At 32.0% G+C, this 15,137-nt stretch carries 14 protein-coding genes; 3 read left to right on the top strand and 11 right to left on the bottom strand.

Annotation, left to right across the window (positions count from 1 at the left end; genetic code table 11):
• Positions 1–24 precede the first annotated feature (24 nt).
• Positions 25–1,449: a tetratricopeptide repeat protein gene (locus G7034_RS02380; protein WP_166399357.1), complete on the top strand. Its 1,425-nt coding sequence runs from the start codon at positions 25–27 to the stop codon at positions 1,447–1,449.
• Positions 1,450–1,580: 131 nt separating this feature from the next.
• Here G7034_RS02380 and G7034_RS02375 read toward each other — a convergent pair whose 3' ends face one another.
• The 5 genes from G7034_RS02375 to G7034_RS02355 form a co-directional block, all read right to left on the bottom strand.
• Complete coding sequence (locus G7034_RS02375) at positions 1,581–3,590, bottom strand: DUF349 domain-containing protein (RefSeq protein ID WP_166399356.1); 2,010 nt, start codon at positions 3,588–3,590, stop codon at positions 1,581–1,583.
• 114 nt (positions 3,591–3,704) lie between these two features.
• Positions 3,705–4,493: an indole-3-glycerol phosphate synthase TrpC gene (locus G7034_RS02370; protein WP_166399355.1), complete on the bottom strand. Its 789-nt coding sequence runs from the start codon at positions 4,491–4,493 to the stop codon at positions 3,705–3,707.
• A 97-nt stretch (positions 4,494–4,590) separates the two neighbouring features.
• Positions 4,591–5,196, bottom strand: a complete 606-nt coding sequence (locus tag G7034_RS02365) for an anthranilate synthase component II (RefSeq protein WP_166399354.1) — start codon at positions 5,194–5,196, stop codon at positions 4,591–4,593.
• Positions 5,197–5,429: 233 nt separating this feature from the next.
• Entirely contained in the window at positions 5,430–6,137 is a 708-nt protein-coding gene (locus tag G7034_RS02360; protein WP_166399353.1) for an acetolactate decarboxylase, read from the bottom strand.
• Positions 6,138–6,141: 4 nt separating this feature from the next.
• Positions 6,142–6,804, bottom strand: coding sequence for an endonuclease III domain-containing protein (locus G7034_RS02355; protein WP_166399352.1), 663 nt, complete (start codon positions 6,802–6,804; stop codon positions 6,142–6,144).
• Positions 6,805–6,834: 30 nt separating this feature from the next.
• Here G7034_RS02355 and bcp point away from each other — a divergent pair, with 30 nt between their 5' ends.
• Positions 6,835–7,287 carry a thioredoxin-dependent thiol peroxidase gene (gene bcp, locus G7034_RS02350; RefSeq protein WP_166399351.1) on the top strand — a complete coding sequence of 151 codons (453 nt, stop codon included), beginning with the start codon at positions 6,835–6,837 and terminating at the stop codon, positions 7,285–7,287.
• 87 nt (positions 7,288–7,374) lie between these two features.
• Here the strand turns inward: bcp and G7034_RS02345 are convergent, their stop codons facing one another.
• The 4 genes from G7034_RS02345 to G7034_RS02330 form a co-directional block, all read right to left on the bottom strand.
• Positions 7,375–8,493 carry a serine hydrolase domain-containing protein gene (locus G7034_RS02345; RefSeq protein ID WP_166399350.1) on the bottom strand — a complete coding sequence of 373 codons (1,119 nt, stop codon included), beginning with the start codon at positions 8,491–8,493 and terminating at the stop codon, positions 7,375–7,377.
• 64 nt (positions 8,494–8,557) lie between these two features.
• Positions 8,558–9,286 (bottom strand): shikimate dehydrogenase family protein, encoded by a 729-nt coding sequence (locus tag G7034_RS02340; RefSeq protein WP_166399349.1) that lies wholly within the window; start codon positions 9,284–9,286, stop codon positions 8,558–8,560.
• Positions 9,286–10,302 carry a DUF368 domain-containing protein gene (locus tag G7034_RS02335; protein WP_246166720.1) on the bottom strand — a complete coding sequence of 339 codons (1,017 nt, stop codon included), beginning with the start codon at positions 10,300–10,302 and terminating at the stop codon, positions 9,286–9,288. The genes G7034_RS02340 and G7034_RS02335 overlap by 1 nt, the downstream gene beginning before the upstream one ends.
• 6 nt (positions 10,303–10,308) lie before the next feature.
• Positions 10,309–11,187, bottom strand: coding sequence for a DUF368 domain-containing protein (locus tag G7034_RS02330; RefSeq protein ID WP_166399378.1), 879 nt, complete (start codon positions 11,185–11,187; stop codon positions 10,309–10,311).
• 303 nt (positions 11,188–11,490) lie between these two features.
• On the opposite strand from G7034_RS02330, the gene G7034_RS02325 reads away from it, so the two are divergent.
• Complete coding sequence (locus G7034_RS02325; RefSeq protein ID WP_187349851.1) at positions 11,491–13,110, top strand: amidohydrolase; 1,620 nt, start codon at positions 11,491–11,493, stop codon at positions 13,108–13,110.
• A 123-nt stretch (positions 13,111–13,233) separates the two neighbouring features.
• On the opposite strand, the gene G7034_RS02320 is transcribed toward G7034_RS02325, so the two are convergent.
• Both G7034_RS02320 and fsa read right to left on the bottom strand, forming a co-directional pair.
• Positions 13,234–14,097: a sigma-70 family RNA polymerase sigma factor gene (locus G7034_RS02320; RefSeq protein ID WP_166399348.1), complete on the bottom strand. Its 864-nt coding sequence runs from the start codon at positions 14,095–14,097 to the stop codon at positions 13,234–13,236.
• A 247-nt stretch (positions 14,098–14,344) separates the two neighbouring features.
• Entirely contained in the window at positions 14,345–14,998 is a 654-nt protein-coding gene (gene fsa / locus G7034_RS02315; RefSeq protein WP_166399347.1) for a fructose-6-phosphate aldolase, read from the bottom strand.
• Between the last annotated feature and the right edge of the window lie 139 nt (positions 14,999–15,137).

The following is a 15,137-nucleotide window of genomic DNA, read 5'->3' as shown; positions in this document are numbered from 1 at the left end:
ATTTAGCAGTGTAAACGCAATTTTATGATGAATTCAAATAACAACGAAGGCTTTGATTTCCCAATAAAACGCTTTGAAGAAATGATGAATTCAAATCAAGTCCTGTATTTTGATGCAGCAGAATTTGAAAACATTATTCAATATTATATGGATTTTGGTAGAATGGGCTTAGCTAAAAAAGCGATTAAAATGGGTTTGCAACAACACCCAAACTCCTTTAAGTTATTACTTTTAAAAGCCGACTTACTAAGCTTTGAAGACAAGTCTAAAGAAGCTTTTAGCTTGCTAAAATACTTACTTGAAATTGAACCTTATAACGAGGATTTATACGTTATGTTAGCTAGTTTGTACTCCAAACAAGACGAGCATAAAAAAGCCATTCGATGTTTAGAAAAAATACTTTCGCTAGGTGGTCAAACTACCGTTGAAGATGTGCACTACTTGTTAGGAATGGAATACCTGATGCTTGAAAACTACCAAACTGCTAAAGATCACTTTATAAAAACACTTGAAATTGATGGCGATGATGAAATTAGCCTTCAAAATATTGTTTTTTGTTATGAATTTTTAGGGAAAATAAGTGATGCTAAAGGTTTTCTAAACGAATATTTGAATAAAAATCCGTATTCTGCTATTGGTTGGCATCAGCTAGGTAATATTTACCAAAATGAAGAAGCCTTTGAACAAGCAATTAATTGCTATGATTATGCCATTATTTCTGACGATTATTTTGTTGGCGCAATTATAGAAAAAGCTAAAGTTCTTGAGAAAACAGAAGACTACAAAAAAGCCATTGAGTTTTTTCAGTTGGCTTTAACTATGGAAGAACCAACTTCATTTATTCATTATAGAATAGGTAATTGTTATCTAAAATTAAATCAAGAAAACAAAGCTGTTTCTAGCTTTAAAAAATCTGTTTTTGAAGACCCTCAGTTTTCTATAGCTTGGTATGCATTAGCTGAAATTTTCTTTTATTCAGATCCAGAGAAAGCCTATCGTTTTCTGTCTAAAGCAAAAAAACTAGAACCTCAAAATTTATCCTATACCCGAAAGTTTGCCATTCTTTGTACTCACCTTTCCCTTCATGAAGAGGCTTTTGACGCTTGGTCTGAAGTTGATGAAATTAAAGGAGAATTGGCTGATGAACTTATTGAAGAAGTTGAACATTTGGTTATGATAGGCGATTTACAAATGGCTAACGACATCATGAATGATGAAATGGATTTAACCTTAGACCATTTTAATGTTTATTTAAGAATGGTTATTCTTGAATATTTGGTAGGAGAAAATCATAATCTTTTACAACTAGAAACGCTAAATGATAGTGAAGATTTTTCTTCAGAGGATGCCTTTTATTTCTATTCTTTGCTTACTAAACACAAGAAATTAATAGATGAAACTAAATTAAAAAACCTAGAACAAATCATTCATTCTTGGGTAAAAAAGTAGGTTTTGATTTATTTAAAGTTCATCTTTTAAAACTATATAGTAGTCAACTAGTCAATTTATTTAAAATCAAAATATATAACAAACCCCTTCAAATAAGTATTTGAAGGGGTTTTTGTATTTATAAAGTGTTTTTATAAATCTCTTAATTTAGTTAATTTTTCTTTCCACATTTCAAGTTCATCTTTTAATTTATTGATGTTGTCAATAACTTCTTTAACTAATGGATTACTTTCGTCTTGGGTAGAGAAAAATTGTAGGTTGTTTTCAAACTGATTAATCTTATCTTTAGTTTCATCTACTTTTTTCCTTAAAAAGCTAGCTTCTTTATTGATTTTATTATTATCGTTAATTTCGTCTAAATCATGTAGCCTATTTTCATACTTAATCAACTCAGCATCTTTCTTATCTATGTCAATTTTATTAAAAAGTTGATTTAAAGCTTTATTAAATTTACTTTCAATATATCTTTTACTATTAGGTACATGACCTAAACTTCCCCACTGAGAAATTAGCTCTTTTATTTCACTAACAGCTTCTTCTTTATTGGCGGAGAATTCTAATTTTTTAATTTTAGCGATAAATTCTTTTTTAGCAATGAAGTTATTAAACTCTTCATCGCTGCTTTTGTTTTTTTCCTTATGAAGTCGGTCAAAATACTCATTACAAGCTTTTTTGAATCGCTTCCAGATTTTATCACTATCTTTTCTTGGAACGTGACCAATTTCTTTCCATTCCGATTGAATTCTTTTCATCACCGGTGTAGTGGTTTCAAAATCGTCACTATCTTTATTGTCTTCTGCAATTTTGAGTAACTCTTGCTTTTTCTTCAAGTTTTCGAATTGCTCCTTTTTTAATTCTTTATAAAAAGCATTTTTTTTACGATTAAAATCACGAACACTAGTTTTAAATTCATCCCAAATTTTATCGTTTACTTTTCTTGGCGCTTTTCCAGCACTAAAAAATATTTCTCTTAGCTTTTCAATATTTTTAATGCGTTGTTGGGCGTCATTATGAGATTTAATTTCTTTATTGCCAAGCTTTTTAATTTGCTCAACAACTTCTTTTTTTACCTCGTAATTCTTTTCTCTTTCTTGGTCAAGCTCTTCAAAATAAGCCTGTCTTTTTTGGTGAATTTTTTTGGTAGCCTCACTAAATTTATCCCACAGATCATCTCTAAATTCTTTAGCTACTGGACCAAGCTCTTCCTTCCACATTTTGTGAAGTAACTGAAGTTCTCTAAAAGCTCTGTTGATGTCAGATTCTTCTGCTAATTCTTCAGCGCGTTCAATGATTTTAAGTTTTTGGTCTAAGTTATATTTGAAGTCTAAATCTCTAAATTCTCTATCTAAGTGTAGGAAGTCATAAAAACGCTCTACATGATGATGGTAATTTTTCCAGACGTTGTTGTACTCATTTTTAGGAACAGGTCCGGCGTTTTTCCAACGCTCTTGAAGTTCTTTAAATTGCTTGAATGTCGCACCCATGCTTTCGCCACTTCCAATCATATTCTTAAGCTCTTCAATTATGGAAAGGCGCGCTTGTAAGTTTTGATTTAAATTTTTCTTTAATTGCGAATAATGCGCATCTCTCTTTTCTCGGTACTCAAAATAAATTGAATTAAATTTCTTTTTAATTGGCGAGGAATAATGGAAATCAATGATATTTCCGCCTTCTGCTAAAAAATTTTCTTTTTTCTCTTCAACAATTTCGTTAAATTGTTTGTCGAATGTAACTTTAATTTCGCTAACATGTTCTCTTATGGCCTGAACTTTTTCGCTTTTTAGAAGATTTTCAAGTTCGATGACGAGTTCATCAAGCGACATAGATTCGTAGTCTTTTTTGGCTATCTCATGCCTCCTTCCCACATCTTGGTCTTCACTATCTTCAGCATTGGCATCATCAAGTTCTTTTTGTGCATCATCCTCCTTGGTTTCTTCAACAACATTTTCTTTATCCTTCTTTTCTTCATTAGAAGCTGCTGATTTTTCCTTAGTTACTTCAGAAGTTTCAGTTTCTTCTTCTTTTTGAGATTCAGGGGTTTCAGTTGAATCTGTGTTGTTCTCTAACTTAGCCGGTGCATCTTGTGTTGCTTTTTTAGCTTCTTTTTCTTCGCTGCTTAAATTCTTTTCTTGTTCAGACATATCTTTCAATGTTAAGGTTCTTAATAATCTTGAAATATAGTAACTTGTAGATTACTACACAAAAAAAATAAATTTAATTTAAAAATGAATTAGTTAATGACTAAATTTATACGATTAATTGTGATCAGTTTTGTTTGATAAATTCTTTACTATTTCTAAAATATATTCTGTGTGCAGGAGGTTGTTTGCAATTGTAAATCCTTCAAAACCAAAATTATAAAATTGGTCAATTTGGTCTTTTTGGTAGATGTTATTTTCGCTAATCTTGACAAATTCAGGTGGAATTTGCCCTGCAATTTCTAAACTATTGTTGTTATTTATTTCAGCGGTTTCAGAATTTTGGTTATTTACTCCTATTAGATTAATACTGGTAAAATTAGTTTTGACAAGTTCTTCAGCAGCATGTACTTCAACCAATACTTCCATTCCTAAATTTTGAGCTAAAGTTGATAATTGTTGTATTTCTGAAATACTCAAAAATTTAGCTATTAGTCTTATACAATCTGCTCCATAGGCTTTGGCTTCGTGAACTTGATAGGATTCAAAAATTAAATCTTTTTGAATAATGGGAATGGATAACACCTGCTTCGCTTCTTGCAAATACACTAATTTGTTGTTGCTAGTCTTTTGATGGGTACAAATAGAAACAGCTGTTGCTCCTGCTTTTTCATAGCTTAATACCTTTTTCTTGAAGTTGATTTCTTTAGGTTTATCGGCTTTGTTTGTTGATTTTGGTTTAATTTCTACAATAATATTTTTTGGTTGTTGTTCAAAAGCTTCTACTACAGAACGGCAAGGGCAAGTGTAGTAATGAAAGTTTTTTAATTGTGTTTCACTAGCTTGCTTTTTTCGTAAGGCAATTTCTTTTTTTTTATCTGAAATAATTTTGTTTAAATTAGGCATTAGTTCAATGATTTATATTTATTAATTCCTAGTTGTGAAAAAAGTAATTTTCAAGCTTCATCTTGTTTTTTTCTGTTTTTGTTTAATGAAAGGCTAATCAACTTATTGGCGAAGAAGTTTTAGCTTGTTTTATTACAGTTAAATGATGTACCCAATTTTGAATTATTTTTTTACCTGAAGGAGTTAATATTGACTCCGGGTGAAATTGTACCGCACGCAAATCAAATTCTTTGTGCCTTAACGACATGATATGCCCCTCTTCATCTACCGATGTAGCTAATAGGCAGGCGGGTAAATTTTGATGAACCGCCCACGAATGATACCGACCAATTTCCAACTCTGCTTCTAAACCTTGAAACAAAACTTCTGAAGAATCTGTCACTTTTATTTTTGTGGCTACACCGTGATATACTTTTGAAAGATTTTTTAGCTTTCCTCCATATACTTCTGTAATGGCTTGCTGGCCTAAACATACGCCCAAAATTGGTATCTTAGAACTAAATTTCACTATAATTTCTTTTAATTTTCCAGCTTCATCTGGTATGCCAGGGCCAGGCGATAAGAGGAGCGCATCAAATTGATGGATTTGACTGAATTCAATTTCGTCATTTCTAATAACTGTAACTTCATTCGCAAATTCTTCTAAGTAATGTACGAGGTTAAATACAAAGGAATCATAATTATCTATAACTATTATTTTCATGTTTAACTGATGTTTAATTTGGCATACGAAATTGCGTTAGGGATTGCAGCGGCATCCTTTTTTGGCTAGCATAAGTGGCCAAAAAAGATAGAGCGGAAAGCCTGACCTTTTAAAATTGATAAAATTTTAAAAGGTAACGCCCAACTTATTTTTTTTGTGCTTAAATCCTTAATTTCCATGTATTAATTTTTTGGTGAAGCCTATTTTTAAACCGATTTTTGCTTGTTTTTAAATTAGGGAAGATAAAGTTTTACTTGACTATTTTTACTGAATTTAAGCTCATCAATATGCCCCATTTCTGTTCTGTTTTTATTTATAAAGTGCATGTGAATGTATTGATTATGATGCGTAAAAACACCTTGGTGTTGAGTTGAAAAAAAACCAATAATTTCTCCCTCTACATTTTTTCTAAGGTACTTTTTTTGCCCTTGATGTGCGTCTTGGTGCGATTTTACTTGCGTTCCCTCTGGTAAATTTTGTATGTGGAAATTAATTTTTTTAAAAACTCCTTTAAGTCTGAAGGCAAAAGGACCTTTATAAACTTTCGATTTTTCTACTAAATATTGCTCTAACTCTTGCATTGATGTAATTTTTTTTGGCAATTTTTCTGAATTCCAACTAGTTACATTGGTATATACGAAAAAAGGCGCTTTTACATGAAAGGTTTCTTCCATTTTAATTTCTTGATTCTCATCAATTGATGACACAAATGACCGTCCATCAACAATTAGTAATTCGCCTGTTAGGTAATGTTTAGGGCCTAAGCCATATAGGTTTTTTTTGTCTGAGATGCTGTCTAAAAAGATAGTACTTTTAAGTTGTCCTTTTTTCATCACATTACTAAGCGCACCAGAAACCATAAGCTTGTCTGACTTGTTTTGCGCTGTTGAAATATGACTTAAAAGAAATAGGCTTATAACTACTATAAATTTAATTTTCATACGTTTATTTTTTTTCTGTTTTTTTGTAATATTCATTAATTACAGACTTTCTTCCAATGCTTTTTGTAATGATGTCTTTGTCTAGATTCCAAGCCCTAGCAGGCGAATATTCTCTTCCGTACCAAATAATTTGAAGGTGTAGGTCATTCCAAAGCGCTTTAGGGAATAGGCGTTTGGCATCTTTTTCAGTTTGTTTTACATTTTTACCAGTGCTTAAATTCCAACGGTACATTAATCGGTGAATATGTGTATCAACGGGAAAAGCAGGAATTCCAAAAGCTTGGGCCACTACCACACTTGCAGTTTTATGTCCCACAGCAGGAAGTTCTTCCAGGGCTTCAATACTTTTAGGGACTTGCCCTTGATATTTTTGGATAAGAATTTTAGATAATCCGTAAATTCCTTTAGATTTCATAGGGGAAAGCCCTACGGGTTTTATGATTTCTCTTATCTCTTCAACGCTCATCTTTACCATATCATACGGATTATCTGCACGTTGAAAGAGTAGGGGAGTTATTTGATTAACTTTTACATCTGTACTTTGAGCTGAAAGCAAAACAGCAATTAATAGCGTGTATGGGTCTTTATGGTCTAAAGGAATGGGAATGCTTGGGTAGAGTTCATTTAACGTATTTATAACGAACTCCACACGTTGTTGTTTATTCATTTTTTTTAATTTTAGACAAAAATACGAATTATGACAACATTAAAAGCAGGCGATCAAGCACCAAATTTTAAAGCCGTTGATCAAGATGGAAAGTCTCATACGTTAGCTGATTATAAGGGGAAAAAATTAGTCGTTTTTTTCTATCCAAAAGCAAGTACTCCAGGGTGTACTGCAGAAGCTTGTAACTTGAGGGATAATTGGTCAACTTTTCAAAAAGAAGGTTATGAAATTTTAGGGGTAAGCGCCGATTCACAAAAACGACAAACCAACTTTAAAAACAAATACGAATTGCCTTTTCCGCTTTTAGCCGATGAAGATAAAACAGTAATTGAAGCCTTTGGGGTTTGGGGACCAAAGAAGTTCATGGGAAAAGAATACGAAGGAATTCATAGAACCTCTTTTGTGATTGATGGAGAAGGAAAAATTCAAGAAGTAATTCAAAAAGTAAAGACTAAAGCACATGCTGAACAAATTTTGAGTTAATCTATTTTGATAGGTTTATTTACTAATTACCTGAATTTAATCAGTTAGCTTTTAAAAAGTAATTAAATTCAGGTTTGGGTTTTCTTATCACTTCTTATCTTCCTCTTCTAATGTTTTCATGAAGTCAATGCACAATTGGTCAATATTGGCTATTTTTTTATTTAATGCAGATACGTTAGACAGAATAATTATTCCGTTTTTCTTTTTTACATTCACTGCCATAGAGGAGGTGTAACCTCCGGTCCCTCCATTGTGCCAGATCAATTCGCTACTATCTTCACTTTTTAAAATATGCCATCCAAGACCAATACTCATGGCTTCGTTTATTTTAAATGTGGGTTTTTGAGTTAGCATTAATGCGTTGTTTTGATAATTAAACTGAGCTAAAACAAATTGAGCTAAATCTTCTGCGGTAGAGAAAACCGCTCCCGCACCTTCAAGAACATTGAAATCCCAGTTAGGTGTGTCTTTTCCCTTAGGATTTAATCCTTTTACAAGTTTAGTTTTTATGTTTTCTCTTTTACTACTAGAATTTAGCATATTGTATTTTGTGAATATTTTATCTTGTAATAATGATTCAAATGAAGAGTTTGCAATAGTAGCTAATTCAAACCCTAAAATTCCAGCCCCAAGGTTTGAGTATTCATATTTAGTTCCAGGTTCTTGATTTAGTTTTATTTCTTTAGTTAAATAAGTTATCAGTTTTTCTTTGTTATAATCTTTGTAAGGATTATCATGGTCAACAAGCCAAAGATTGAGGTTTGACGGTAATCTTGGAAGTCCAGAAGTATGATTGGCAAGTTGTTTGAAAGTTATTTTGCTTTCAGTTTTGATTTTAAAATCTAGGTAGTCTTGAATATAATCATCTAAATTTAGTTTTTGTTTTTCCACAAAATCGGCCAATAAAGTAGCAGTAAAGATTTTAGTAATTGAACCTATTTCAAATGTATATTTCTGATTTTCAATAGGTTTTATAGTATCATTTAATCGTTTAACGCCAATGAAATCAATTTTTTTGTTTCTGATTAAAGCAATAGATAATTGGGTGTTATTCGGAAATGACTTAGTGGCATTAAATAAAAGCTTTACTTGTTTATTATTTAAGTTTTTATAGTTGTTTTCAATTCCATTTTTAGCTTCTGTAGTTTGGCCATTTGTGAAACTTGAAAGCAGTAATCCAATAAATGCAGAGAAATATTTTTTCATACGTTTATCACTATTATCGATTTTTATATAGAGCAATTAGTTAGGATTAATTTCAAGGCTTTGTTTATTCGTTCCAAATTTGCCAGGCTCGCTCTGCTTGATAAGTTAACATTTTACTTCCGTTAATTATTTTTGCTCCCTGCTGGTTTCCTAGTGCCAAAAACTTTGTCATTGGAGGATTATACACTAAATCGTATAAAAAGTGCTTGTGAGTTAAAAATTTATAAGGTATATCAGGGCAATTGCTTTCGTAAGGATAAGTTCCTACTGGGGTACAATTAATAATGAGGAAGTATTGATTCATTAGTTCTTCTGATAAATCTGAATAGTTGATTGCTCCTTTTTGAGGCTCTCTAGAGACGATTTTAGCGTCAATTGACATAGATTTCAAGCCTTTAACTACAGCCTTTGAAGCACCACCAGAGCCTAAAACCAAAGCTTTTTCATGATGATTTTCAATGCGTGTAAAAATAGATTTTACAAATCCAAAAGCATCGGTATTATAGCCTATTAGCTTAGCATTGTTAATTTTTATAGTATTAACAGCTCCAATTATTTCAGCTTGCTTATCAATTTGATCTAAATAAGGTAAAATTTCTACTTTATAAGGCGTGGTAACATTTAGTCCCACAAGTTTTTTTTCTTGCTTAATGATTTGTAGAAATTCGGTTATATTTTTGATGTCAAAATTTTCATAGCTAGCTTCTATATTTTCACTTTTAAACTTTTTTGTGAAGTATTTTTTTGAAAATGAATAGTCTATATTTTTTCCAATTAATCCGTATTTCTTCATTAGTTATTTTTTTTCTGCTTTCCGTACCACCCTAAATATAGGATTATAGTAATTCCCAATATTATACAAAAAAAAGCAAACCAAGTTTGTACATTCCCTAAATTTGGTAAAAATCTTTCGTAATTTTCTAAAATTGGTTGGTTTTTAGTATTCAAAATCATTTCATTATCAGCATTTACTTTGTATATAGGCTTTTTCCAAGGCCATACCACACCTAAACTACCAGCAATAAACCCTGTGATTAACGCAAATACTTTAGCTTTATAGCGTTTCAATAAATAACCGAGTAAGTGCGACAAACTTACAAGCCCAAACACCGATCCTGCAGTAAAACTGCTTAGTACTTTAAGTAATCTTAATCGGTCTGTATCTTCTAAAAAACTTAAATCTCCACTAAAAACTTCTGCACCTGTATCAAATAGTGCATTTACAGAATCAACTAATAATAAAACATAATTACCTAATAATATGAGTAAAAAAGAACCTGATAAACCAGGTACAGTCATTCCGGCTATAGACACTATTCCACAAAAAAACACAAACAAAAGGTGGTCATTTTCTTGGGCAGGAGACAAAAAACTCAAACTAACCCCAATAAGTAAGCCTAAGCCTATTAAAAGAATATTAGATTTTATTTTAAAATTAAAATCTTTAGCTACATAAAAGACCGATCCTATAATCATTCCAAAAAATAAAGACCACACAAAAATTTCATGATTGTTTATAAGGTAATCTAGTAATTTTGATATACTAAAATAACTAAATGTGGTTCCTAGTAACAAAAATGCCAAAAAGGAAAAATTAATATACTGAAAAAAAAGCTTGAACCTTCCTTTGCCTAAAAGGCCAAATGATCGTCTGTTAAAACGTTGTAAGGTAAAAATAAATTCTTCATAAAAGCCTGTAACAAAAGCAACTATTCCTCCCGAAATCCCAGGAACTTTATTGGCTGCGCCCATAGCCGTTCCTTTTAAAAATAACAGAAAGTAATCTTTTGCTTGTCTTTTAACTTTCATTAAACCTTATTTTTTTAGGGGTTTGTTTCCAAAAAATTCAAGGAGTAAAATAACGCCTATACCTACAATCATTAAACTTATACTTGGTAATAATAAGGCTTCGCCATCATAATTGTTTGGTAATACAGGTGTTTGCGAGACATTGATTATTTTGTCTTTTACTTCAATAGTTTTGGTAGTAATTCTCCATGGCCAAATTTTAATTAAGGACCCTGCTATAAAACCAGTTAATACGGCTAGTGTAGAAGTTTGATAGTGTTTAAAAAGCCATTTTAAAATACGTGAAAAAGTGAGTAAACCAAAAATAGCTCCAAGACCAAAGCTTGCAATAACCTTCAAGTCAAAGTTACTAACTGCTTCACTAATGTTTTTATAAGCACCCAAAAGCACTAAAATAAAGGCTCCAGATATACCGGGTAAAATCATTGCACAAATAGCAATAGAACCAGCAAAAAACAAATAGATTAAACTCGTAGAATCACTACTAGGGCTAAGTAAACTTATTCCAAAGGCAACTGCAAAGCCTAAAATAAAAAAAACAATGTGCTTAGGTTTCCAGGACTCTATTTGCTTGCCTACATAAAAAATACTTGCTAAAACTAATCCAAAAAAGAACGACCAAACCAAAATAGGATAAGTTTCTAAAAGATGATTTGTTATTCTCATTAAGGAGAAAATACTAATAGCAATACCTATAAATAAGCTCAACAAAAACCCTCCATTAGCTTTATTCCAGGTATTTTTTACTCCTTCTTTCTTTAAATTAATAAATAGTTGTGGACCAATATTACTTATGCTTTTAATGAGTTCTTCATAAATTCCTGTAATAAAAGCAATAGTTCCTCCAGAAACACCAGGCACAACATCAGCGGCGCCCATTGCCATCCCTTTTAAACCAATTTTAATATAATTTCTCAATGTTGTAAAATTTAGACCCAAAAATAAACAATGATTTGAATACAACTAAAAATTATACTTATATTCTTTACTATTAGCGTTTTTAATCATTTTTTGATTGGTAGAGTGAAAAGAATAAAAACATGTATCTTTTTTAATGCCTAGAGTTTAGTCCAGTCTTAATCAACTTTTTCAAGTTCGTTCATTTTAATAAATGTAGCTTTTACAGACAAACTAAAAAGCTATAGAATCAGTTTCCAATTATTTTATTATTTTTCAAGAAAAATTAAAATGAAAAAATGCTTACTAATTTTCCTTCTAATTGTAACAGCTTGTAATCAACCTAAGCAAGCTATTGATTTACTGGTGCATAATGCCAAAATTTATCAAGTAAATAGAAAGTTTTCAACTGCGGAAGCAATGGCCATTAGCAATGGAGAAATTTTAGCCCTTGGAAGCTTTCAAGACCTGACTAAAAAATACATTTACAAAGAAAAACTAGATGCTGAAAATCAAACAATTTTCCCCGGATTTATTGATGCCCACGGACATTTATATAACTACGGATTACAACTACAACACGTTGATTTGAACAATACGCAAAGTTTTGATGAATTAGTAACACGAATTGTTGATTTTCAAGAAAAGAATCAAAGCGATTACATTATTGGTAGAGGCTGGGATCAAAATTTATGGGAAAATCAAGAATTTCCTGTCAATGACACTTTAAATCAACTTTTTCCTGACACGCCGATTAGCTTAAGTCGTGTTGATGGGCATGCCTTACTATGCAATCAAGCAGCTTTAGATTTGGCAGGAATAGATATATCAATGAATGTTAAAGATGGGGTTTTGCTTGAAGAAAATGGAGAGTTAACAGGAATTATTATTGATGGCCCAATGCCTTTAGTTTTTGATACTTATCCAGAATTAAGTGATGAAGAGGCAAAAAAAGCTTTATTAAGCGCAGAAAAAGAATGCTTGGCTTACGGGTTAACTTGTGTGGCAGATGCTGGTTTGCCAAAGCGAATCATCGACTTAATAGACAGCCTCCAAACAAATGAGTATATGCAATTGAGAATGTACGCAATGATTTCTAATACCGAAGCTAATTTGGAACATTATTTAAATCAGCCTCCTATTAAGAAAGAAAAACTGGTAGTTAAAGGTGTTAAGGTTTATGCCGATGGCGCTTTAGGTTCACGCGGTGCCGCATTGAAATCGCCTTACTCCGATAAAGTCAAGCATTTTGGCAATATGGTAATTAATTTGGATGACTTTCACGCATTAGCAGAACGTGTTTCTAAAACAGAATTTCAGATGAATACCCACGCAATTGGAGATTCTGCTAATGCTGTAGTATTAAAAACCTATGCTAAATTCTTGCAAAACCAATCAGACCGAAGATGGCGAGTAGAACATGCACAGGTAATGGATGCAGATGAATTTACTTTTTTTAGTAAAAACATCATTCCTTCTGTTCAGCCAACCCATGCTATTTCTGATATGCACTGGGCAGAAAATCGCTTAGGCGAAGAGCGAATTCAACATGCTTATGCTTATAAAAATCTGTTAGATAATGCAGGAATATTGGCCTTAGGCACCGATTTCCCCATTGAAGGAATTGACCCTTTAATGACTTTTTTTACGGCCATAGCAAGACAAGATGAAAATTTTTATCCAGCAGGAGGCTTCCAAAAACAAAACGCTATTTCGCGCGAAGAAGCACTAAGAGGAATGACCATTTGGGCGGCTTACGCCAACTTTCAAGAAGACTTAATTGGAAGTTTAGAAGTAGGAAAAAAAGCCGATTTTGTCATTTTAAATCAGGATTTGATGCAAGTTCCCGAAGAGAAAATTCTTAGTACACAAGTAATTTCAACTTATATTGATGGTCAAAAAGTGAACTAAAAAAGCAGTTTCTTTAAGGGAGCATATTGAAAAGGTTCTACAAATAAGGCTTAATAAAAATAGTTGCACAGTTTTAAAACTGAACAACTATTTTTTATTCTTAACTCGGAATTTAATTTAAAATTATCCTAGATAGGTTTTCAAAATTTTACTTCTAGAATTGTGTTTCAGTTTTCTAACGCCTTTTTCTTTAATTTGTCTAACGCGTTCCCTGGTAAGGCCAAAAGTTTCACCAATTTCTTCTAAAGTCATAGGTTGGTTACCGTTCAATCCAAAATATAAACGAATAACATCAGCATCTCTTGGGGTAAGTGTCTCTAAAGCGCGTTCAATTTCAGTTTGAAGTGATTCATGCAGCAAACTTTTATCTGGATTTGGCGATTCATCAAAGTTTAAAACATCGTATAAGCTAGAGTCTTCACCTTCTTTTAATGGTGCGTCCATAGACATGTGACGACCAGAATTTTTCAATGATTCTTTAACATCAGAAACGGTCATGTCTAATTCTTTAGCAATTTCTTCAGCGCTGGGTGGGCGCTCATTCATTTGCTCAAGGGTAGCGAAAGCTTTATTAATTTTGTTAATCGAGCCAATTTTGTTGAGGGGTAACCTAACTACTCTAGACTGTTCAGCTAAAGCTTGGAGTATCGATTGTCTAATCCACCATACGGCATAAGAAATAAACTTAAAACCACGGGTTTCATCAAAGCGTTTTGCCGCTTTAATTAAACCTAAATTACCCTCGTTAATTAAGTCGGGTAATGTAAGTCCTTGATTTTGGTATTGTTTAGCAACAGATACAACAAACCTTAGGTTGGCATTAGTTAATTTTTCTAACGCACGGTCGTCACCTTCTCTAATACGTTGCGCTAATTCTACCTCTTCCTCGGCAGTAATTAAGTCAACTTTACCAATTTCTTGCAAATACTTATCAAGCGATGCAGTTTCACGATTGGTAACTTGTTTTGTAATTTTAAGCTGTCTCATCTATAGCCTTTATTAAATTTTATCTTCTTATTTAATTATACGTTGCTTTGATAAAAAGGTTACATCAACTTTCAAAAAAAGCAAATGCAAAAGTACAACTACTTACATTTAAGATTCAACAAAAAATTGAATTATTTTATATCAAAATTTTCAATTTAAAAAGCTTCTAAAGTAGAACCCTCTTAATTCATAACTTTCTAATGAAATAAGAGGGTGTTACTTTTATCAGAAAATCAATATGAGTAGCTTATTGATTCTTTTTATGATCGGCCAAGAATTTTTCAAGCCCAATATCAGTAAGTGGGTGTTTTAATAAACCTTCAATAGAAGAAAGCGGACCTGTCATTACATCCGCACCAATTTTTGCACAATCAATTACGTGCATAGTATGTCTTACTGAAGCTGCTAAAATTTCAGTTTCAAAACCATAATTATCATAAATATGTCGAATTTCTGAAATTAAATTTAACCCATCCGTAGAAATATCATCTAAACGACCAATAAATGGAGAAACGTAAGTAGCTCCTGCTTTAGCAGCCAATAATGCTTGACCAGCGGAAAAAACCAAAGTGCAATTGGTTTTAATTCCTTTTTCTGAAAAGTACTTTAACGCTTTAACGCCGTCCTTAATCATTGGAATTTTAACTACGATTTGTTCGTGAAGTTGGGCTAAAGCTTCGCCTTCTTTCACCATTCCGTCAAAATCGGTTGCTATAACTTCAGCACTAACATCACCATCTACTATTTCACAAATAGCTTGGTAATGTTTTTTTACGTTGTCCTCTCCTTTAATTCCTTCTTTAGCCATTAATGAAGGGTTAGTGGTTACTCCATCAAGAATGCCTAAAGCTTGGGCTTCTTTAATCTGTTCTAAGTTAGCGGTGTCTATAAAAAATTTCATTGCGTATGTTTTGCGCAAAAGTACAATTTTTAGACTTATTATTTAACATTTATAACCGATTAATCAAATTTAAAATGAAGCATAAATCAGGATAAAAAAACTGTAACTTTATTTAAGGTTCTAACAAATTAGAGTTACT

The sequence above is a fragment of the Psychroflexus maritimus genome, assembly GCF_011089875.1.
Lineage (GTDB): Bacteria > Bacteroidota > Bacteroidia > Flavobacteriales > Flavobacteriaceae > Psychroflexus > Psychroflexus maritimus.
This window is presented reverse-complemented; position numbering and strand designations above follow the sequence as displayed.

Coding starts and splice junctions, on each gene's coding strand:
- G7034_RS02380 (WP_166399357.1), top strand. CDS start 25: ATGATGAATTCAAATAACAACGAAGGCTTTGATTTCCCAATAAAACGC.
- G7034_RS02375 (WP_166399356.1), bottom strand. CDS start 3,590: ATGTCTGAACAAGAAAAGAATTTAAGCAGCGAAGAAAAAGAAGCTAAA.
- G7034_RS02370 (WP_166399355.1), bottom strand. CDS start 4,493: ATGCCTAATTTAAACAAAATTATTTCAGATAAAAAAAAAGAAATTGCC.
- G7034_RS02365 (WP_166399354.1), bottom strand. CDS start 5,196: ATGAAAATAATAGTTATAGATAATTATGATTCCTTTGTATTTAACCTC.
- G7034_RS02360 (WP_166399353.1), bottom strand. CDS start 6,137: ATGAAAATTAAATTTATAGTAGTTATAAGCCTATTTCTTTTAAGTCAT.
- G7034_RS02355 (WP_166399352.1), bottom strand. CDS start 6,804: ATGAATAAACAACAACGTGTGGAGTTCGTTATAAATACGTTAAATGAA.
- bcp (WP_166399351.1), top strand. CDS start 6,835: ATGACAACATTAAAAGCAGGCGATCAAGCACCAAATTTTAAAGCCGTT.
- G7034_RS02345 (WP_166399350.1), bottom strand. CDS start 8,493: ATGAAAAAATATTTCTCTGCATTTATTGGATTACTGCTTTCAAGTTTC.
- G7034_RS02340 (WP_166399349.1), bottom strand. CDS start 9,286: ATGAAGAAATACGGATTAATTGGAAAAAATATAGACTATTCATTTTCA.
- G7034_RS02335 (WP_246166720.1), bottom strand. CDS start 10,302: ATGAAAGTTAAAAGACAAGCAAAAGATTACTTTCTGTTATTTTTAAAA.
- G7034_RS02330 (WP_166399378.1), bottom strand. CDS start 11,187: ATGGCAATGGGCGCCGCTGATGTTGTGCCTGGTGTTTCTGGAGGAACT.
- G7034_RS02325 (WP_187349851.1), top strand. CDS start 11,491: ATGAAAAAATGCTTACTAATTTTCCTTCTAATTGTAACAGCTTGTAAT.
- G7034_RS02320 (WP_166399348.1), bottom strand. CDS start 14,097: ATGAGACAGCTTAAAATTACAAAACAAGTTACCAATCGTGAAACTGCA.
- fsa (WP_166399347.1), bottom strand. CDS start 14,998: ATGAAATTTTTTATAGACACCGCTAACTTAGAACAGATTAAAGAAGCC.